This is a genomic window from Pseudomonas sp. ARP3, assembly GCF_001029595.1.
Lineage (GTDB): Bacteria > Pseudomonadota > Gammaproteobacteria > Pseudomonadales > Pseudomonadaceae > Aquipseudomonas > Aquipseudomonas rhodesiae.
On sequence record NZ_LEKF01000003.1, the window covers coordinates 265,865 to 286,365 of the forward strand.

Consider the following 20,501-nt stretch of genomic DNA (forward strand, 5'->3'; position numbering starts at 1 on the left):
CGAGCGCTCTAGCTCGCGGCTTTGCCCTCAGGCCAGGCGGGCGCATCGAAGAACAGCTTGCGGGCCATGCGCAAGTTGATTTCGCCGCGATGGATCTCCAGGGTCTGGCTTACGCGCCCGCTTTGCCCTGCCTGCATGCTGGCAAATGCCTGAGCCTGGACCTGGATCTGCGCTTGTTTGCCCAACCGATGCTGTTCCGGAGTCTTGAGGTGCGCGGCGCTGAAATGATCATCCGGCCCGGTCTGGCGCCCATAGTGAAAATGCCCATAGCACCAGGGCTGACGACTCTGTTCGTCGATCACCACATAGCTTTGCAGCCAGTCGTCCGAGCGCCCGGCCAGCGCCACGCGCTCGCCCTGACGATACACCTTGGCTTCGCGATGCCCCACCAACACGTCCAACCCGGCCTGGGTCGGCGGGCGCGCCTTGATGGCGGTCAAGCGCGCCTGCAAGCCTTGCTCGGACAAGCGACTGGCAGCGGCTCGCAGCTCGTCGGTTTCGGTGCGCGCCCGGGCTCTTTGCGTGGCCGCCAAACGATCCGGCTCGCTGAGCAACAGGCGCTGCTGAATGGCATCGGCGCAGCGGCGTAACTTGTCGGCGCGCTGCTCCAGGATGTCTTGCAGGGACTGCGGTTCGTTGGCGTTGCGCGCCATTTTCAACACTTCGGCGATGGCCTTTTCCACCGGCGCGCGCAGGGCCTGGCCTTGTTCGATCAAGCGCGCCAGGTTGGGCAACGACGTCGTGCGCTGCACCGGCGTTTTGTTGAGCGGCTCCCAGATGCCGTCGGTGGCCTGGGTAAACGAAGCAATCACTTCGTTCTGAGCGTCGGTGACCTCGGCGATTTCAATCGGCTGCTCATCGCTGGTGACTGTCACCCGCGCCACGTACAGGTCCTGGTTGCGCGTGCGGATTATTTTCTTCTGCCGCACACGGGACGCGGGCCGGGTGACAGGCGCCGGCTCCAAAGTCGCGGCCAACTCGCGTTGTACCTGAAGGTGCAATTGGGCGAACAGTTGTTGCAGTTTTTCCAGGTAGCCCAGGTGGAACTTGTCCGGTTCCATGGCCCGCCAGAACTCGATGCGGTCGTCGGTCTGGGCATACACGCGATCGAAGCTCTCCAGCAATTCGACGCGCAACTCCGGGTTGTGCGACGCCAGCTCATCGAGCTGCGCCTGGGAGCCACTGGCCCAGCGGGCACGTTGTACGGTGTCGTCCAAGCTCTGGAAAAAGTCATCGTCCAGCTTCGGACCTTCGCTGTTAAGCGCGACCGCCCACAACGCGGACACTTGCAACGACTGCAACTCCAGCACCGTCGGCGTAGCCGCCTCACTCTGTTTGAACGCCTGGGCTTTGTCTCGCCCGTATTTGGGCACTCGCTCCAGCGCGTCCAGGGTGTCGATTTCCAGGCTGCGCCAGACAATCGCGTTCTGATTTTGGTCGGCTAACAGGCGCATGCCTTCGATGATGCTGCGATGCGCCTCTTGGTTGATGTCCGACATGGCCTCTGCCGCACTCTCGGCTTGCACCAGTTCCAGCGCCGGCACCAGCCTGGCATGCAGCGCGGCGGTCGCTTCCCGAGCGTATTGCAGCAACTGGCGCAAGTTGAGGATCTGGCCTTCGAGCAGCGTGCTCAACTCGCGCTCGTAACCGGGGCGCGGGCGTAGAGCTTGCAGGTCTTTAAGGCATTGGAGTTCAAGGCGAGAAGCCTCCAGTTTGTTCTGTAACTCGTGCAGGTAGCGGGCATCGGCGGCGATTCGCTGTTGTTCGGTGATGTGCCCGGCGTGGCTGGTTTTCAGGCTGCGCGCCACGCCGATAGCACGCTCCGCGGTTTCGCGGCGTTGGGCGTATTGACGTAAATCCTGCTCCAGTTGTTGGCGACGCGCTTCGGTGCTGGCGGGCGCCGCCGGGGTGTCGGCCTGGCCACCGCGCAGGCGCAGGCGCAGGTCCAGATCCCAGCCGCCGCCCTCCAGCGGTTTGAGCCAGGGGCCGCTGGCCGTGCCGGCGGTGTCGGTGACTTGCACACTGTCGCCGACCAGCCGCACTCGATAAACATGGCCGCGTACCACCGCCTGCCATTGCGGCGGAGTCGAACGGGTGTCCTGCAACAAGCCCTTGAGTCGACCCGAGGTTTCGGCGCCCGGCAACGCGAGCGGCCAGGGCTGTTGCACGGCGCGCAGGCTCAGCCCCTCCAGACGTTCGCGCATAAACGGCGTCAACGTATCGCGGGCGCTGCTCCAGCGGTACGGCGCATGGGTGGGCAGCGCGGCGGCACTGCGCGTCACCGTAGGCGAAGGCGACGCCAGCGTAGCTCGGGTGCGCGCAAACACCGGATGGCGCAGATCGAGCGTCGCCGGCCGCTCGTGGGGCGAGGCGCGATAGGCCAGGACCATCACCAGATTGCTCAGCAGGTCCATTGCGCCCTCGGTTTGGGCGACGGGATCGGCGGGGGTCGAGGCGGCCACGTCGCGCTGCACGCTGTCCAGCACCTGCACCATCCAGCCGGCCAGCAACGCCGGGCCACGCAGAAACGGCAACGCACTGCTGAACAGCAACCAGCCACCGGCCTTGATCGTCGCCCAGCGCTGCTCGGCGTTCGACACCGACTCGGCGTCGGCCAGGCTTACCAACGCTTCGGCGGTGGCAGCAAACAGCCGGGGCAGTGGGTCGCTGCTTTGCACCTGTTTGCTCAGTTGAGCGGGCGCGGGCCGGGCGGGTACGCTGAATTCATCGCCCTGATGAAAGTGACGGATATGCGGTTCCAGAAACCCACCGTTGGCATACACCGCCTGACGGCTCGGGGCGATCCAGGCCAGCACGTTGTCCTGCAACTCGCCCGGCGCCTGGATCGCCTGCAACAGCGCCCGAGGGGATTCGAACTCGCGCAGACTCGGCGTGAACAACGGCCGGTAGAGCAGATGCGGCCCCTGCTCGCTATTGCGCGCGCCGATCACAAAGTGGCTGAGCACAGGATCCTCGGCGGCCGTGGGCGATGCTTTGAACGCCAAAGGCCAGATCGTCGCCTGCTCATCCGCAGCCGACGCTACTGCCGTGGCTACCAAGCGCGCACCTGCCTGGGTCAACCCGCCCTCCCCCTTGAGTTTCATCTGCAAGGCCAGCAATGGCAGCTGCGCGCGCAATTGCCCAGTAAACAGGGCTTCGCGCCGTGCGCGTTCGGGGGGATCGCTGATGAGCTTTTGCTTGAGCAGGTCCGGGTAGGACTGGCCGATGTCCACCTCGGTGACGCAGGCCAGCAACAACGAAGCGCTCAACCAAGTCGGCGCGGCGCGGCCCTTGAGGGTGATCTGGGACGGCGCATGGGGAAAGCCCCTGAGGTTCTCCAGGGCCAGTTCCGTCAGGCTCAGGCTGACCCGCTGCACATCGCCACTGGGGTAACCGCCCGGCAACATGGCCGCTGTGACCAGGTTGAAGGTCACCTCGATATCGTCCGGGTTCAGGTCTTTAGCCAAGGGTTGCTTGGCCAGGCACCGCTTCAGGGCCTCGGCGGCAAAGGCGCGGATCGGCGGGATACCGTCGAGAAACCCTTGCCCGGCGGCACGCGCCTGTTGCTCGGCGAGGGCCTGCAACCCACGGGCGTAGGCCAGGCTGTCGTCCGCCGAGGCGTGCACCAGCCACAGCGGCAGCGCATCCTGCAAGCGTTGCTGGATCGGCGTCAGCACCGTCTCGAACCAGCGGCGCGGATCGGTCACGTAGTCCAGCATCTGCTGGTACTGGCGCGGCGTGCGCGGCACCGTGGGGTCGATGGCCAGCACGTCGAGCCGTTGGCGCTCGGCATAACAAGCGGCCAGCAGATCGAAGGGGTCCGCCGGCGGTTGTTCGATAAACCACTCCACCGCCCCTCCTCCCAGGTCCTGGCTGAGGTAATCGGGGATCAGGGCTTCGATAGCGTCCAGGCTGTCCAGAGGATGAATACCAGTGGCTGGGCTGAACAACAGCAACGTACGCGCTTGCGCGCCGCTCGGGGCATGGTCGAGCACCAGCACCGGCAGCATGCGCGGCGCTTGCGTACTGCCCTGGCGCCGCACCTGCACCGTGCACACGCTCAGTGCCTCTTGCTGCACGCTCCATTGCGCATCGGGTCGGATCGGGCGCAGCCGTTCGCGCGGGAATATCCGTTCGAACGCCTGCTCATCCATGCCGGCCGGCGGGTCACAGTCGTACAACAAGGCCAGCAGGCTGGCGGACAAGTAGGCCCAGCGCGTGGTTTGCACCGGTACCGTGTCGCGCCACCAATCGCCCAGACGCGCCAGCCAGGCCTCCAGCAGACGCGGGCCCAACTGATTGACCCATCGCTCCATGTCGGCCAGCGACGGCCCGCCCGGCACATAGTTCTCGCGCTGGTGCAACGCCGCCTGATGATGACCTTCTACGTAGCGCACCGGCGCGGCACTGGCCAGGCGCAACAGCACTTCATCGGGCAAGGGGCTGTAGTGATGCTGGTCGGCGCGCAACGGCGTGCCGATGGCCACCCGCCGGGCCAGGTAATTAAGCGCGGGGTAATGCGTATCCAGCAGGGCCTGCACCTGGGTCACCGCTACCTCGTGCAGGGTTGGAACATCGGAAAAAACGGTGACGATCTGTTCAATATGGTCGTGACGCGCGGAGGTTGAACCTGTCGACTGAGGCATGCTGACTTCCTTGTGCCGGACGCGGGGATCGGTCCGATCAAACACGCACGCTAGCGCGGCCGTCTGGGCTGCCGGCGGTAACCGGTTATGGCGGCGACAAATTCCTTGCCAACGCCAATCAGCGACTAAGCTTGAGTCAAGTCCGATCAATCTGCGTGAATGGATCAATCGACTATGGGCGCGTTATGGCACACCGATTCACCTCCCGCTGCGGTTGCCACCGACAGTGCGGTTGAACCGCCATTGCCCGAAAAGCCGCGCAAACCCCGCTACGCCTGGAGGATGTTTTGGCTGTTGCTGTTGATCGGCAGCGTCATTGCCGGCGTGGCGGCGCGCCGCGAGATGCTCACCTCCCATTGGCAGGCCCGCACTTTCAGTCGCCTGGCCCAGACCTTGACCTACGACGTGCAACCCGGCCCCAGCGACGCCATCGTCTATCCCGGCGACGGCCCGTTCGATAAACGCCTGGGTTACAGCGCGTTGGATGAGTTTCTGCCGCGCCTGCTCAAACGCGACTACCTGATCCAGCGCCAGGCCCGGTTCTCTGCGGCGCTGATGGCCTACACCGAGCACGACCTGTTCGTGCCCTACGCGGAAAAAATCCAAGCCGGGCTGACCATCAGCGATTGCCGCGCCACGCCGCTGTACACCTTCATGTACCCACAGCAGGCCTATCAGGATTTCGGCGCGATTCCACCGGTGGTGGTCAACAGCCTGCTGTTTATCGAGAACCGCGATCTACTCGCCGCCGACCAGCCGCTGGCCAACCCGGCGGTGGATTGGCCACGCTTCGCCAAGGCCGCCTGGTCGCAAGTGGCGAAGGTATTGCACCTGCCCGGCCAGACCGCCGGCGGCAGTACCCTGGCCACGCAGTTGGAAAAATACCGCCACTCGCCGGATGGCCTGACGTTGTCGGGCAGCGAGAAGATCCGCCAGATGATTTCCGCCAGCGTGCGCGCCTATCAGGACGGCCCGCAGACCTTGCAGGCGCGCCAGCGCATCGTGCGTGACTACCTCAACAGCGTGCCGCTGTCCGCCGTGCCCGGTCACGGCGAAGTGCATGGGTTGGCCGAAGGCCTGCGGGTCTGGTTCGGCGCCGATTTCAACCGCACCAACGCCCTGCTCGCCGGCCACGAGCCAGACCTGCTCGGCCAACGTGGCCTGGCGCTGCGCGAGGTGCTGTCGCTGATGATCGCCCAGCGGCGCCCGTCGTTTTACCTGACCCGGGGCCACGACGAACTGGCCAGCCTGACCGACAGCCATATCCGCCTGCTCGCACAAAACCAGGTGATCGAAGCGGCGCTGGCCGACGCGGCCCTGGCCAGCAAGGTGCATTATCGCGATTGGCTGCAACAACCGACGATCCAACCGATCGACACCAACAAAGGCATCAGTGTCGCCCGCAGCCGCCTCGCGGCATTGCTCAATCGCCCGCTCTACGACCTTGACCGCCTGGACCTGGCCGCCACCAGTACCTTGCAAAGCGACCTGCAAACCCAGGCCACCGACTACCTCAAGCGCCTGGCGGACCCGGCCTTCGCCGCGCAATTGGGCCTGCTGGGGCCGCGCCTGCTGACCCCCGCCAGCACCGCCCAAGTGCGCTACAGCTTCAACCTCTATGAGATGACCGCCGACGGCGCGCGGGTGCGGGTGCAGACCGACAGCACCGATCAGCCCTTCGACATCAACGAAGGCAGCAAGCTGGAACTGGGCTCAACCGCCAAGCTGCGAGTGCTCACCACCTACCTGCAAATCATCAGCGAGCTGCATGACCGCTATGCCGGCCAGACGCCCGCCGCCTTGAAGAAAATCCCGGTGGACGAGCAGGATCGCCTATCGCGCTGGGCCCTGGATTACCTGGCACAAAACACCGATCCAAGCCTGCCGAAAATGCTCAGTGCGGCCCTCGACCGGCAGTACTCGGCCAGCCCCGGCGAACGTTTTTTCACCGGTGGCGGCCTGCATCGTTTTCATAATTTTCGCGCTGAGGACAACGGGCGCAACCCGACCTTGCGCGAGTCCCTGCGCGAGTCGATCAACCTGCCCTTCATCCGTTTGATGCGCGACCTGGTGCGCTACAGCACCTACCAGGCTCCCGGCAACAGCGCCGCGCTGCTCAAAGACGACAACGACCCGCGTCGCCAGGAATACCTGGCCCAGTTCGCTGACCGCGAGGGCACCACCTACCTGTTGCGTTTCTGGAAGAAGTACCGCAACAAAGACACCCAAGCGCGCCTCGATACGTTTCTGGACAGCCTCCACCCCACCGCGATCCGCCTGGCCGCCGTACACCGCTACCTGTTGCCCCAGGCCAGCCAGGCGAGTTTCAACCGGTTTGTACGGGCGCACCTGACCCCGTCCGGCACCGCCACAACACTCAGCGACGAACGCCTGGCCAAGCTCTACACCGACTACGGCCCCGGTGCCTACGACTTGCCGGACCAAGGCTATATCGCCAAGGTCCACCCGTTGGACCTGTGGCTGCTCGGCTACCTGCTTAACCACCCTGACGCAACCTTTGCCCAGGCCGTGGCCGCCAGCGAGCACGAACGCCAGGAAGTCTACGGCTGGCTGTTCAAGAGCCGGCACAAGAGCGCGCGCGACAGCCGCATTCGCACCATGCTGGAGGTCGAGGCCTTCCTGGATATTCATGAGCGCTGGAAAAAAGTCGGCTACCCCTTCGATCACTTGGTGCCGTCGCTGGCCACGGCCATCGGCAGTTCCGGTGATCGCCCGGCGGCGCTGGCCGAATTGGTGGGGATCATCCTCAACGACGGCGTGCGCGAGCCGACCCTGCGCATCGACAGTCTGCACTTTGCCGCCGGCACCCCCTATGAAACGCACCTGATCAATAACCCCGACAAAGCCAAGCGCGTCATGCCCAGCGAAGTGGCCACCGCATTGCGCGAAGCCCTGTCGCAGGTGGTGGATGCCGGCACCGCCAAACGCGTGTCCGGCAGTTTCAAACTCAGCGACGGCACGCCGTTGATCATGGGCGGCAAGACTGGCACCGGCGACAACCGCATCGAGGCCATTGGTGCCGGCGGGCGGGTGCTCAGTTCCAAGTCGATCAACCGCACGGCCACCTTCGTGTTCTATATCGGTGAGCATCATTTCGGCACTCTCACCGCGTTCGTACCCGGCAGTTCGGCGCAGAATTTCACCTTCACCTCGGCATTGCCGGTGCAGGTGCTCAAAGGCATGGCGCCGCTGTTGACGCCCTATTTGCAACCCGGCGAACAGACCCTGTGCCAAGCCCCCGACAACGGGCGTTAGTTATCTATAACTTGCATTCAAATAACCCATTAACTTCACACTCAATGGATTAATAAGCTTCAGCATTTTGAACTTTTACGGCAATTCTCAAAGCATGAAACTAGCGACTCGAACCCATTAAAGAGTCTTTGTTCATGCCCGAACTTCTTCCACTTGAAACTACGCGCAGCACCTATAAAGGCCCGCACTACGGGTTGATCAAACAAACCATTCCAGACTGGATCACCTCCAGCACACCGACAAGGCTAGGCCAACTGAACACCGCCACTCTGACGCGGCCGGCCGGGCTCGCCGGCCTCACCTCGGCGCAGCATCAAGCGCTGCAGGAGGCCAATGCCGACGGCTGGCGCACGCAGAACCAAGTGGACCGGCTGTTAAGCGATATCCAGGATGTATACGCCTTCGCCGAACCGCGCTTGAAAAAAGCCATCCAGGATAAATACGGCCTCGACCTGAATGTGCAGACCACGTTTCTTTATTTATATATTCCGGTTGCAAAGCCGTGGTACGTCATTGATTTTTCCAACGGCGTGACCACCCGCAAAGTTTCATTACTGGATGCCGCCCTGCATAACTTCGCCAAACGCGAAACATTTGACATCAACTCTTGCTATATCACTCAACCCGACTATCGCGGGCACTTCGCCGTGCTGCCGTTGGACACTACGATGTCGATCCAACAGTTCAAGGCCCTGTGCCGTGAGCTGGACCTCGGCGCCCACTATCAACGCTACTTGAACGAGCGTCTGCTGCCTGAAGCCACGGCGGCGCGCACCGAATTGCAGCACCAGGTGATCGCCAGCCAAAAAGCTGCCCTCAAAGTCGCCGCTCACTTGGCCAGCATCCCCACTGTCGCGCAACAGCCCGCCGACTTGAGCATTGCCGGCTTCCACCTGCTGATGCGCACGTTGCGCGGTGATCGTGGCGTGATGCAGTTCTATCAATTGAGCATTCTGGACGTGTCATTGAGCGGCATTCTGCTGATCGCCGCGGACCTGGAGCGGGTAACCAGCACCTCAAAGTTGATCGCCTATATTCCCCATGACCCCCCGAAAGCCCGGTCAAAGAATACGACTCAAGCCTCGCCTTCATGCAGGACCTGACGCGCAAACTGCAAACCAACGCGCCGATCCCGTCGCGCCAGCAACAGACCTACCAGCAGTTCTTCAGCCAGTTTGTCGATCACACTCAACGCGGGCATTTTTTTGCCAACCTGAGCCAGCGGCTGTGCCGCGTCCAATGGCATCAGTACAGCCCCTTGGACCCTCGCCCCAGCTGGCGCGAAACGCCACTGACCGCCCCCCGCCTGCAGTTTTCCGCGACCCCGATCAGGGGCGACCTGTGGCAATTTCTCTACCAGCAGTCGCTCAACAAGATCCTCAACGACGGGCGCGCCATTGCGGTCTCCACCGCCGACGCCGACGCCCACGCGCGCTGGGCCTGGTGGGACAACTTCACCCGCCTGTTATCGGATATTTTCAATGTCGCTCTGATGGTGGTCACGCCGTTCGTGCCTTACTTGGGCGAACTGATGCTGGCCTACACCGTGTTCCAACTCACCTATGATGCGGTCGAAGGCGCAGTGGATTTGAGCGAAGGCCAATTCAGAGAGGCCGGCGAACATCTGCTCACCGTCACCAACGACCTGGTACAAGTGGCCGCCTTCGCCATCGGCGGCAAAGTGGTGGGTGCGTTCAAGCGCTCGCCGTTTATCGACGGTTTGCAACCCGTGCAGGTGGGCGACCGAACGCGCTTGTGGAACCCGGATCTGGCGCCCTACGCCCGCCCCGCGTTGCAGTTGCCGGCCGACGCACAGCCCGATGCCCTCGGACTGCATGGGCACCGCGCGCAGAAAGTCCTGCGCCTGGAGGGTCAGCACTATGTCGTCGAGCAGGATGAAACCAGCGGCACCTATCGCATCAAGCACCCCACCCGCGCCGAGGCCTACGCCCCCAGGCTCGTTCATAACGAGCACGGCGCGTGGTATCACGAAGGCGAGGACCCGCTGACCTGGGACAGCCACAGGCTGCGCAGCCGCCTTGGCCCGGTGGTGCAAGGGTTCGACGCGACCCAGCTGGAACAGGCCTGCGAGACCAGCGCCACCCGCGATGCAGACTTGCGCATGATGTACGCCGACCGCGACAGCCCGCCGCCGCTGTTGGTCGACACCCTCAGGCGAATAAGGCTGCGGGCGCAGGTCGACCGCGCACCGGCCCAGGTGCGCGCCGGCACCGCCGCCAAGCTGCCGGACAACTGGGCCGCGCAAACCACCAGCGAGCTACCCGGTTGGCCGCCGAACAAGGCCATCGCCGTGTTTATCAACGATGATTTGAGCGGGCACGCCCTCACCTACGGCGCAGCCACAGCCAGCGATGCCGACACCCTGAACATCAGCCATCGCGAGGTAAGCGCCGGCCAATTGCCCGAACGCCTCTCTACGTTCTTGAGCGACAGCGAATTCGCCGGCCTGTTGCCCGCGCCGGTCGGGCCTACGTCTGCCGCGCGCATCCAGGCCCTGCGCGGGTTACTGGCGGATAAAGTGGCGCGGGAAAAAATCGCCGTTTTCAACCATCTCTACAGCACCACGGAAGTAGCCGAAACCGCCCCTGGCGAGCTGATTCAACAACAGTTCCCGCAGTTGCCGAAAAATCTGGTGGCCAATCTGTTGCTGCGCACCTCGCCCGATGAGTTGGAAACGCTGAACACGCAACGGCAGATCCCTCTGCGCCTGAAAAACCTGGCACGGGCACTGGCCAACGAAGTGCGCGCCAGCCACGCAAGCGAGGGGCTCTACGATGACGCGTTGCTGACCCCGGACACCGAACGCATGGTGCTCAATATCCTGCGCCAGCACACTGATGCACTGAGCGACATAAGCATCGCCATTCACGAACAGACCGCCCAGGGCCAGGTGCGCTGCCAGGTTGGCGCCGCCGAGGCCGCCACGAGGAAAATCCTGCTGCACACAGGCCCTGGGCAGTACCAGATCCACGATATGAGCAGCGCTGCGCCGCAACCGCAGTTCAGCTTGTACGAAGCCCTGATCTGGCTGCTGCCGCCGGGCAAGATCGACTATGTGGCCGGCCAGGGCGCGATTTTCAAAGCCTGGCTCAAAGAAAAACTGGAACCCTTGAGCAACCGTCGCACGCTGCTGCAAGCCCCCACACGGCGTCAGGTGGATGAGCGCGCCGCCCAGTCGCTGTTGCAAAAGCCCATGTTCGACGCCTTTCGCCGCCTGTTTCGGCGCGAACCGCCACAACCGCCGACGCTCAAGGAAACCCTGGTCAGGTTGTGCCCAAGTTTGAGCACCGAGCAGATCGAAGAAGTGACACCGCACCTGAAAACCCCGCAAGCGGAGCAACTGCTCAACACCCTGGAAATCGACCGCGCGGTGCTGGACACAGAGCTGGAGAACTTCCGCAAGCAGAAGCCCAGCCTGACCAAGGCCAGCGCCACGCTGGTGGCCAACGAAATGCTGATGCGCGGCCACATCATCAAGGAGTTAAAAAACTGCTGGGAACAAGGCGCCTATCAACGCCTGCTGCCTGCGCAGGCACGCTCCGGCGGAACGCGGCTGGACCTGAGCGAACTGACCCTGGGGCGCTATATCGCCAGCCTGGAGCCTCTGCGGGCGGACTTCAGCCATGTCACGCGCTTGAATGTCAGCGGCACACGCCTGGGGGATCGGGACACTGGCTTCCTCGACAATTTCCCCAATCTGCGCAGCCTTGATCTGTCCGACAACAACCTCGCCGGCCTGCCGTCACAGCTGCCCAATATCAAGTTCCTGGCCAAACTGAACCTGAGCAATAACCCCATCGCCTGGCGCCCCAGCGACTACGCGATCCTTGAACGCTGCCAGCTTCTGCGCTCGTTGAACCTGGAAGGCAATACGCAGCTGCGCGTCGCTCCGGACCTCAGCCACTTGCCTGAGCTGCGCCGCATGGTGTTGCGGCGAACCAGTATCAGCGCCTGGCCGGCGGGGCTGGACAGCCCGAAACGGGTCACACCGGAACTGGACTTGAGCAACACCAACGTGCGCACCGTGCCTGAGTTCGCCTCGGATTCGTCGGCGGCGCGCATCGTGGCCAACAGTTGGCTGGACCGTACCAAGCTCGAACGCCTCGACGAAGACCGCTTTGTCAGCTATCGCCGCGCCCAAGGCATCGACCCCTATCGCACACGCCCGGTCGGCGACAAAGCCAACCGGGACTACTGGACAAGCGGCCTGGAAGGCGAGGATCTGGACACGGCCAAGGAGGTCTGGGACGAGGTCGAAAAAGAGCACGGCTCCCAGGGCTTGTTCGACGTGCTCCAGCTGCTGCAACCGCCGGAGCGCTTTCAAACCCAGGAAGATGCGCGGTTGTTCCGCCAGGGCCGGGAAGACCTGTCCATACGCGTATGGCAGGTGCTGTTTGCCGTGGACGAGAACCCCCAGTTCCGCGAGCGCATATTCAGCCTGGCCGGCGCGCCCGCCAATTGCGCCGATGCCGGTGCGCAGATCTTCAACCGCATCGGCGTCGAGACGCTGTTGGAAAACATCCTCAAGGACCAAAGCCCCGCAGGCCTGGCCAGCCGCGAGAGCCGCCTGGCGACGTTGGCCAAACAATCCTGGCGCCTGGATCAGGTCAACGAGCGCGCGCGCGCCGAAATCAAATATCGCACCGACCCGATCAGCCAAGGGGGGCTGGGACAAGCCTTCGGCAGCGCAGATAACCAGGTGGACGACGTGCAGGTGTACCTGGCCTACCAGACCGGGCTCAAGGCACGACTCGACCTGCCGTGGCTGTCCGAACATATGGTCTACCGCAACACCGCCAGGGTCACGGAAACCCACCTCAGCCGCGCCGCTCGCTACATTGCCCATCAGGAGCGCGGCAACGGTCTGGTCGACGGCATGCTTGAGCAACCGTTCTGGAACGAATACCTGCAAGAAAAATACGTTGAGTCGTTCAACCAAGCCCTGGAACAACGTGCCGAGGCCGGCAGCCAACTGGAGGACTTGCTGGAAGCGCACCGCGAGTGGGTGAGCCCGTCCGTGAGCGTCGAGCGCAAGGCCACACTGCGCACACAGCTGGTCAGCCTGGCCGACACGTTGAACCTTGCGCAAGCCGAGGTGCTTGAGGAGCAGCCGCTGTCCGACGCGACGGTGAATACCTTCTACGAGCATATCCAGCGCGACTACCGAGATCTGGCACGCCGCCTGACCCGCCAGGCCTTAGAAATCGCAGCGCAAACATCCTGAAGCGTCCCCGCCCCTCGACAGTTGGCGAGGGGCGGTAGCCGGCTATTTTCGAGATGGATAATTTCGAAATCAAACGCCATCCCGTCGGGGTATCCAACCCGGTATTCGCGCTTATTCTCGCCCCCTGCCCTCATTAGACTCGAATGCCTCATGAGCTGATTTCCAGGATTCATTACATGGCTGACATCCCCTTTGCCCAAGCCTTTAAAGGGCTGCATTACGACTTCATCAACACTGCGCTTCCGCCCTGGCTGACCGCTACCCACCCACAACGCTTCAAAGCTTTACACCACGCGGCACGCCGCCACCCGATCCCTCCCGCCTCGCTACCGCGGCCCCTCAAGCAGGCAGTGGACGCGCACTGGCAAAACCTCAATGCTTTGGATGGGCCGTTTCAAGGCTTGAACGATGTCTACGCCTACGCCGAGGCCAAACTGCGCACGGCGTTGGCCCAGGATTACGGCGACATCGATGTGAAAAATACCTTTCTGCGCACGTATGTCAGCGCCGCCCAGGCCTGGTGGGTGATTGACGTGACCCAGGGTGTCACCAGTCGCACCGTGTCGTTGCTGGACGCCGCGCTGCACAACTTTGCCGACAACGAGCAGTTTGTCGATTACGCATTTCTCTCGCGCCCCGACGCACGGGGGCAACAACGCAGCCTGAGCTTCACCCACAAGGTCAGCGGAGCGGCGCTGACTGTCGAGGGGTTCAAACAACTGTGTCGCAGGCTGGATATCGGCGCGCAGTATCAGGCCCAGCTCAAGAGAGCCCTGGGCTTCGAGCAGCGCAGCGTCGCCTATCGCGTGCGCCAGCACGTGCTTGCCCAGCAGAAAAGCGGCTTGAGCGCGGCCGCGCAACTGGCCGCGCACAAGGGCGATATTCCGCGCAACGCCCTGGCACCGTTGCTGGCCCTGGCCGCCGGCCAACCCGCCGTCGAGTGGGAGGGCCAGCCGCTGCATTGCCACACCCTGGACATGATGAACACGCGGCTCACCGGCATCATCCTGCTGCATAGCCCGCCATCGCCGCCCACGCCGCTGACCCAGGTGCTCGCCTATGTGCCGGACGACCCAGAACACCCGCTCAAGCACTACCCTTCACCGCAGGCCTTCATGGCTGAACTGACCCGCCAACTGCGCGACGTCGAGCACTATCAGGTCTTTTTCAGTCGCTTCGTCGCCCACGACCAACGCGGGTATTTCTTCGCCAACCTCAATGCGCGCCTGAGCCGCGTGCAGTGGCACCACAAAGCGCCCACCGACAGCCAGCCCAGCTGGAAAGACACGCCGGTCGAGCACCCGCATCTGCAATTCAACGTGCAACGCTTCGAGCACGACTACCAGAACCGCTCGACCGTCTCCACGCAAAACGACCTGTGGAACTACTTGTATCGGGTGCGCTTGAACAAGATCGTCAACGATGCCCAAAGCCTCGCCGTCTCGACCCATCGCGTCGATCGCATGGCGCGTTGGGCATGGTGGGACAATCTGGAAAAAATCTTTTCCGACCTACTTAATGTCGCGGTGCAAATCCTCACGCCTTTCATACCCGGGCTGGGTGAACTGATGCTCGCGTACACCGCCTATCAACTGACCGACGAGGTCTTCGAAGGCATCGTGGACTGGGCCGAGGGCCAGGCGCGGGAGGCCGTGGAGCATATGTTTGGGGTGGCGCAGAACCTGCTGCAGCTCGGCACGTTCGCCGCCGGTGCGCAGGTCGCGCAACCGTTGCACCTGAAGCTGTCGGCCTTTGTAGAGGGCCTCAAAGCCGTGCAACTACCCGACGGTCGCACGCGCTTGTGGAACCCAGAAATCAGCCCTTATGCCGATCCCTCACTGCAACTGCCGGCGCAAGCCCGTGCCGAACCGTCAGGGCTACACCGGCACCAGGGGCAAGCACTGCTCAGACGCGATGGCGAGCACTTTCGGGTGCGCTATGACGCCGAGCGCGACGAACATCGCATCGTGCATCCGCGCCGACCCGACGCCTATCAACCCAGGGTGCAGCTCAAGCGCGACGGCATCGTGCTGCACGAGGCGGAACACCCCCAGACCTGGGACCGTTCGACCTTGCTGCGTCGCCTCGGGCGACCGGTAGAGGGCTTGAGCGATACACAACTGGAGCGTATCCGCCGCATCAGCGGTTGCGACGACGACCTGCTGCGCGGCATCTACCACCACGACCAGCCGCTGCCGCCCCTGCTGGAAGACACCCTCAACCGCTTCGACGCCTATGCCAGTGCCAGCCGCTCCAGCGACAGTATTCGCGTCGGGCAGCCATTGGACCCGGCCTCGGCGTGGTTCGAGCAGACGGTTACCGAACTGCCCGGCTGGCCGGCGAATAAAGCCTTGCAGGTGTATCTACGCGCCGACCTCACCGGCGCCTCTCACCACTACGGCAATCCCGACGCCGCGCCCGCCGACACTCTGCAGATGAGCCTGGCGCAAGTGATGTCCGGCACACTGCCGGAGCGGGTTCTGGCGTTTCTCGATGAACCCCAGACCGAGGCGCTGCTGGGCCAAAGTGTGCCGAAACCCCAACGGCTCCAACACCTGCGCAACCTGCTGGCCGATTACGTCAGCCAGCAGGCGCCCGACATTGGCCCCTATATGCACCGTTTGCGCGAGCTGTCCGACGAGCCGCGCACGCGCCTGTTGCGTGAGCACTTGCCGCGTTTGGAGAGCCACGCCATCGACGCGCTGCTCAGCAGCGCCAACAGCGACGAACTGCGGGTGATGGATGAGCACCAGCGCGTGCCGCTGCGCCTGAAGAACCTCGCCGGCGAACTGGATTTCGTCGCCCGCACCACCCATGCCTACGAGGGTTTCTATTTTCCCTGGCAGCAAACCCCGGACAGCGAACGCATGGTGCTCAACACCCTCAAGCATCACAGCGATGCCTTCGCCGACCTGCACCTGCAAATTCGCGAACGCACGGCCGATGGGCCGTTGCGCTGCGAGGCGGGGCCCATGGACGCCCAGGTGCGCCGCACGCTGATCCGCAAGGGCAACCATGGCTATGAAGTGCTCGACGATCAGTTAAAGCATCTGCACGGCCCGGACACGCTGTACGAGTCGATCCTCCAGGCCCTGCCCGATCCCACCCGGCACGCTTTGGGCTACACCACCGGCCAGGGCAGCGCGCTGCGCGGCTGGCTGATGCAAACCCTGGAACCCCTGGCCGAACGCCGTATCGCCTTGGCCGAACCGCCGACACGCGCTCGCGCGAATCGGGAGACCCTGGCCCTGCTGGGCACACCGATGCCGAAAAGAACCGCTCGCGGGCCAACGCAGCCGAGCGCGGACCTGCATCGGGAGGCTCTGAAAACCCTGTTCCCCTACCAAAGTGAAGAACGTATCCAGACCTACATGGATACCGTCGGGCCGCAGGCCCTTGGCGAAACGATCAACACCCTGGTCGTCGAACGCATTCGCCTGAACGGCGAGCTGTCGCGTTGGGCACTGCAGCCAGGCGCCCATAGCCTGAGCGTGGAGCGCGAGTTGCGCGCATTTATCAGCGCCAGAATCCTCGAATGCTGGGACGACCAGGTACGCGCCCGGGTCGAACATCGCGGCTCAGTGCTGGACCTCAGCGGCCTGGTATTACCGGACGCTTTGCCGACGCTGCAAGCCGATTTCGGCCATGTGGTCGGGCTCAACCTGGCCAGAACCCGCTTCAAGGCAGAGCATGCCGATTTTCTCGCGCGCTTCCCCTCGTTGCGCACCCTCGATCTGACCCACAACCCCCTGACCCACCTGCCGGATACCCTGGTGGACCTGCGCCATCTGGAAAACCTCGACCTGTCGTACACCCTGCTGCAATTGCGCGCGCGGGATGTTACCCGCCTGAAAAACCTGCGTTACCTGCGCCGCCTGAAACTCAACCACACCCCGACCCGCCAAGTCCCGGATATCGGGCGCATGCGCGACCTGCACGAACTGGACCTGAGCCGCACGCCCATCGAACGCTGGCCGGACGGGGTGTTCGATGTGCCCCGGCCGCCGCACTGGCTGCTCAACCTGCAAGACACAGCCATTACCGAGGTGCCCGAGGTCGAATTGGGCAGCCCTGCCGCCCTGGTGGTTGCCCGCACGCGCCTGGATCGCTCACGTCTGGGGGCGGTGAGTCGCGAACGCTTCAGGGCCTACCGCGAATCCGTGGGGCTGGACGCAGACCGCAGCTACGAGCCGCGCGGCGAGAGTGAACCCTGGCTGGCCTACCTGGACGCCACCGCTCAGGACGCCGCGCGCGCGCTGTGGAGTCGGCTGGAACACGAGCATGGCTCCCAAGGCTTCTTTGAAGTGATCAAAGCGCTTGAAGCACCCGACGAATTCCAGAGCGCCGAAGACGAACAGCGTTACACCGCCAACCACCGCACCTTAACGCAACAGGTCTGGGAGCTGCTGGAAGCGGCGGACACCGACACTGCCCTGCGCCTGAAACTGTTCGAGATGGCCAGTTACCCGGCCAACTGCGCCGATGCCGGCACGCAGATATTCAACGAGCTGGGCGTGGAGGTGTTGGTCCATCAGATTGAACGCTATGCCCCCTCGCCCGAGGTTCACGAGCAGCGCCTAGCCGTGCTGTGCCGGGGCATTGCGCGATTGCGGCAGCTCAACGACGTGGCGCGGGCCGACATCCGCCAGCGCCTGGCGCCGCTCTCCCAGGGCGGCCAGGGCCTGCGGCTGCGCAGCGAAATCGTCGACAACCTGCCCGGCGAGGTGGATGAAGTGGAGGTGTACCTGGCCTACCAGACTGCGTTGGCGCAGCGCCTGGACTTGCCGTGGATCGCGGACCATATGATCTACCGCCTGACGGCCAACGTGAGCGAGGCGCAGATCGACAGCGCGTACCGCCAGGTGCTGGAACTGGGCGAAGGCGACGGCCTGGTCAACCGCATGCTGCTGGACCCACACTGGCGCGGCTGGCTGGAGCAGCGCTATCCCGAACGCCACGCGCAGCATCAGCAAAGGCTCAAGACACGTCACGGGCAGTTGTATGAGCTGCAAGACTTGCATGAACAATGGCGCAGGGCGCCGACGCCCGAGGCCCTACAGCAGATGCAGGATTTGGCGACCCTATTGGGTATTACCGATGGGCAGTTGCAAGGCGATGACGCTGCGTTTCAGGCCGCCTGCGAGCGCCTGGAAGAGACCCTGGGCTATGACGCCCTGGCGTGGATGCGCGAACAGACGCGCAATGCTTTGCGCGACGCCGGCGACTGGCGCAATCGAGCGCCGAAGCGTTGAGCCGCGAGCCCCGGCAGGCGTGCACGGGCGCGCGCCTGCCGGGGTCCGTCAGCGCACTTCGATCCTGCGCTGCGCATCGCCTTCCCACAGATAGAAGCGGTAGACGCGCCCAGCCTTCTTGTCGAAGCTGAAGGTGCGGCCGGGGAAGATATGGTTCTTGGTGGTCGGCGCGCATTCCGTACTGTCATGGCCCGCACAATCCTTGAACTCATCGACCAGTACCACGGTGTTGCCGGCATTGCGCATGACGTAGCGCTGCCCACCGTTCTCGATCTTCGTGTCGAAGCGGCTGTCCTTGGGACGAACGAAAAATACCGTGCCATAGCCAGCCATCACCTGCACGCCACCGGCCAGGGTGTTTTTATAGGCTTCGCGTTCTTCATCGCTGACCTGGAACTCATCGTCTTTCTCCGGCGCCACCGGCAAGTAACGCACGCGGAAGTAGCGCTCCTTGTCACGCTCGCCCATAAACAACAAGCGCGTGCTCTGCACACCGCCGGCCGGCACGATCAAGCGCGCCGGGCTGGCGATCAGGCCGTTGCGCACGCTGCCGTCGGCCTCGGTCTTGAGCGGGACTTCGTCGTAAGTGCCGTCGGGCTTGTAGAGCATTTCGGTGATGTTGACCTTGACGAAAGCGGTCTTGGTGCCGCCGTTGAAGACCCGCTTGAGGTAGGTGCTTTTATCGCCGCGCAGATAATCGTAGAAATCCCCGACATTGATACTCGGCCCCGCCTGGGCACTCAGGGCACACAGCAACAGGCCCAGCCCCGCACATACACGCTTCATAACCGCTCCTTTGCACACCATCATGGCCTCACCGCATCGAACAGCAGCTCGACGCTGCCGTAGTAGTCACCCGGGGTAAACCCATCCGGCGGCTCGACGGCCGAGATATCCAGCAGTACGCGCTTGCCCTGGCGCGCTTCGTCCTGGGGCACCACCAGGGTGTCCTCCAGGCTCAGCACCTGACCGTTGAACGTGACGCTCAGGTCGATGTAGGTACGCCCGCCGTTGAACAGGGTGGGCAACGCACCCAGGCGCGCATTGATGCCGCCGGCGGAACTCTTGACGTCGAAGTGTTCCCGCAAGGGCCGCAGGCGCCCCGGCACCAGGTCCCAGATCATCTGTTGTTCGCGCTCCAGAAAACCGGGCGTGATCGGCAACACGTAAAAATCCTGGGTGGGGATGGTCACCGACACATCGAACACTTGCACTTCACGAACCGCCTGTACCGCAGGGCTGAACACCGCGCCACCGGTGAGCAGCACCAGGCCCAGCAGGGCCGGACCGCCTCGTTTCCACCCACGATGGGTGCGTTTACTGACTCTCATCCTTTGACCTCATAAGGTTTCTTGTCGCTGCCTTCGATCAGGGTGAAGCGGTAGGTCCGCCCCTTTTGCTTGTCAAAACCAAACGTGCGACCGGGCAGAATGTGGTTCTTGGTGGTCGGCTGGCAGTCCTTGGGATCGGCCGCGGAGCAGTCTTTGAATTCGTCGACCACCACCACACTGTTGCCCGCGTTGTTCAGGCGGTAATGGCCGGCGCTGTCGTCGACGCCGGTCTGGAAACGCGCGTCCTTAGGCCGCACGAAAAACACCGTGCCATAGCCCGCCAATACCGTTACCCCGGCAGACAAAGCGCCTTTATAGGCTTCGCGTTCTTCTTCCGAGAGGGCGAACTCGTCGTCCTTTTCCGGCATCACCGGCACGAAGCGCACGCGGAAATAACGCTCTTTTTCCCGCTCCCCCAGGTACAGCAGACGCGTGCCCTGCATGCCGTTGGCCGGCACGATCAAGCGCGTGGGGCTGGCCATCAGGCCATCGCGCAAACTCGCGTCGGTGGCGGGTTTGACTTCCACCTCTTCGGAGGTGCCGTCGGCGTTGTAAAGGATTTCCAGCACCTGAACCCTGACGAACGCTGTGCTGTCGCCGCTGTTGAACACGCGCTTGAGGTAGGTGCTCTTGTCACCGTCCAGGTAGTCGTAAAACACCCCGACATTCAGGCTGGGCCCGGCCTGCGCCCCCAGCGGCAGGCCGCACAGCAACCACAAGGCCCACACATATTTGCTCCACATAACGCTCT

8 protein-coding genes are annotated in these 20,501 nt (G+C 63.5%); 4 read left to right on the forward strand and 4 right to left on the reverse strand.

All coding sequences use genetic code 11. The features are described 5' to 3' along the window. Positions 1 to 8 precede the first annotated feature (8 nt). The gene (locus tag ABX75_RS05570; RefSeq protein WP_047881585.1) at positions 9 to 4,646 is read right to left on the reverse strand and encodes a hypothetical protein; all 4,638 of its coding nucleotides are present in this window, start codon (positions 4,644 to 4,646) and stop codon (positions 9 to 11) included. A gap of 174 nt (positions 4,647 to 4,820) precedes the next feature. Here ABX75_RS05570 and ABX75_RS05575 point away from each other — a divergent pair, with 174 nt between their 5' ends. The 4 genes from ABX75_RS05575 to ABX75_RS05585 all read left to right on the forward strand — a co-directional run bounded on the left by ABX75_RS05575 (position 4,821) and on the right by ABX75_RS05585 (position 18,419). Beyond that, entirely contained in the window at positions 4,821 to 7,922 is a 3,102-nt protein-coding gene (locus tag ABX75_RS05575; protein ID WP_047881586.1) for a transglycosylase domain-containing protein, read from the forward strand. A 134-nt stretch (positions 7,923 to 8,056) separates the two neighbouring features. Beyond that, positions 8,057 to 9,025, forward strand: a complete 969-nt coding sequence (locus tag ABX75_RS28045) for a dermonecrotic toxin domain-containing protein (protein WP_053060073.1) — start codon at positions 8,057 to 8,059, stop codon at positions 9,023 to 9,025. Then, entirely contained in the window at positions 9,013 to 13,167 is a 4,155-nt protein-coding gene (locus tag ABX75_RS28050; RefSeq protein WP_053060074.1) for an NEL-type E3 ubiquitin ligase domain-containing protein, read from the forward strand. Before ABX75_RS28045 ends, ABX75_RS28050 begins: the two co-directional genes overlap by 13 nt. A 176-nt stretch (positions 13,168 to 13,343) precedes the next feature. Then, on the forward strand, positions 13,344 to 18,419 hold the full coding sequence (locus ABX75_RS05585; RefSeq protein ID WP_047881587.1) for an NEL-type E3 ubiquitin ligase domain-containing protein: 5,076 nt from the start codon (positions 13,344 to 13,346) through the stop codon (positions 18,417 to 18,419). Positions 18,420 to 18,467: 48 nt separating this feature from the next. Here ABX75_RS05585 and ABX75_RS05590 read toward each other — a convergent pair whose 3' ends face one another. Genes ABX75_RS05590 through ABX75_RS05600 form a run of 3 tightly spaced genes read right to left on the reverse strand, consistent with a single transcriptional unit; the run spans position 18,468 to position 20,493 of the window. Continuing rightward, positions 18,468 to 19,205: a pilus assembly protein gene (locus ABX75_RS05590; RefSeq protein WP_034096089.1), complete on the reverse strand. Its 738-nt coding sequence runs from the start codon at positions 19,203 to 19,205 to the stop codon at positions 18,468 to 18,470. Positions 19,206 to 19,225: 20 nt separating this feature from the next. Beyond that, positions 19,226 to 19,750 carry a CS1 type fimbrial major subunit gene (locus ABX75_RS05595; protein WP_052229511.1) on the reverse strand — a complete coding sequence of 175 codons (525 nt, stop codon included), beginning with the start codon at positions 19,748 to 19,750 and terminating at the stop codon, positions 19,226 to 19,228. Continuing rightward, positions 19,747 to 20,493: a pilus assembly protein gene (locus ABX75_RS05600; RefSeq protein WP_047881588.1), complete on the reverse strand. Its 747-nt coding sequence runs from the start codon at positions 20,491 to 20,493 to the stop codon at positions 19,747 to 19,749. Before ABX75_RS05600 ends, ABX75_RS05595 begins: the two co-directional genes overlap by 4 nt. Between the last annotated feature and the right edge of the window lie 8 nt (positions 20,494 to 20,501).

Excerpts from the sequence above, each read along its gene's own strand:
- ABX75_RS05570 (WP_047881585.1), bottom strand. The coding sequence starts at position 4,646 with ATGCCTCAGTCGACAGGTTCAACCTCCGCGCGTCACGACCATATTGAA.
- ABX75_RS05575 (WP_047881586.1), top strand. The coding sequence starts at position 4,821 with ATGGGCGCGTTATGGCACACCGATTCACCTCCCGCTGCGGTTGCCACC.
- ABX75_RS28045 (WP_053060073.1), top strand. The coding sequence starts at position 8,057 with ATGCCCGAACTTCTTCCACTTGAAACTACGCGCAGCACCTATAAAGGC.
- ABX75_RS28050 (WP_053060074.1), top strand. The coding sequence starts at position 9,013 with ATGCAGGACCTGACGCGCAAACTGCAAACCAACGCGCCGATCCCGTCG.
- ABX75_RS05585 (WP_047881587.1), top strand. The coding sequence starts at position 13,344 with ATGGCTGACATCCCCTTTGCCCAAGCCTTTAAAGGGCTGCATTACGAC.
- ABX75_RS05590 (WP_034096089.1), bottom strand. The coding sequence starts at position 19,205 with ATGAAGCGTGTATGTGCGGGGCTGGGCCTGTTGCTGTGTGCCCTGAGT.
- ABX75_RS05595 (WP_052229511.1), bottom strand. The coding sequence starts at position 19,750 with ATGAGAGTCAGTAAACGCACCCATCGTGGGTGGAAACGAGGCGGTCCG.
- ABX75_RS05600 (WP_047881588.1), bottom strand. The coding sequence starts at position 20,493 with ATGTGGAGCAAATATGTGTGGGCCTTGTGGTTGCTGTGCGGCCTGCCG.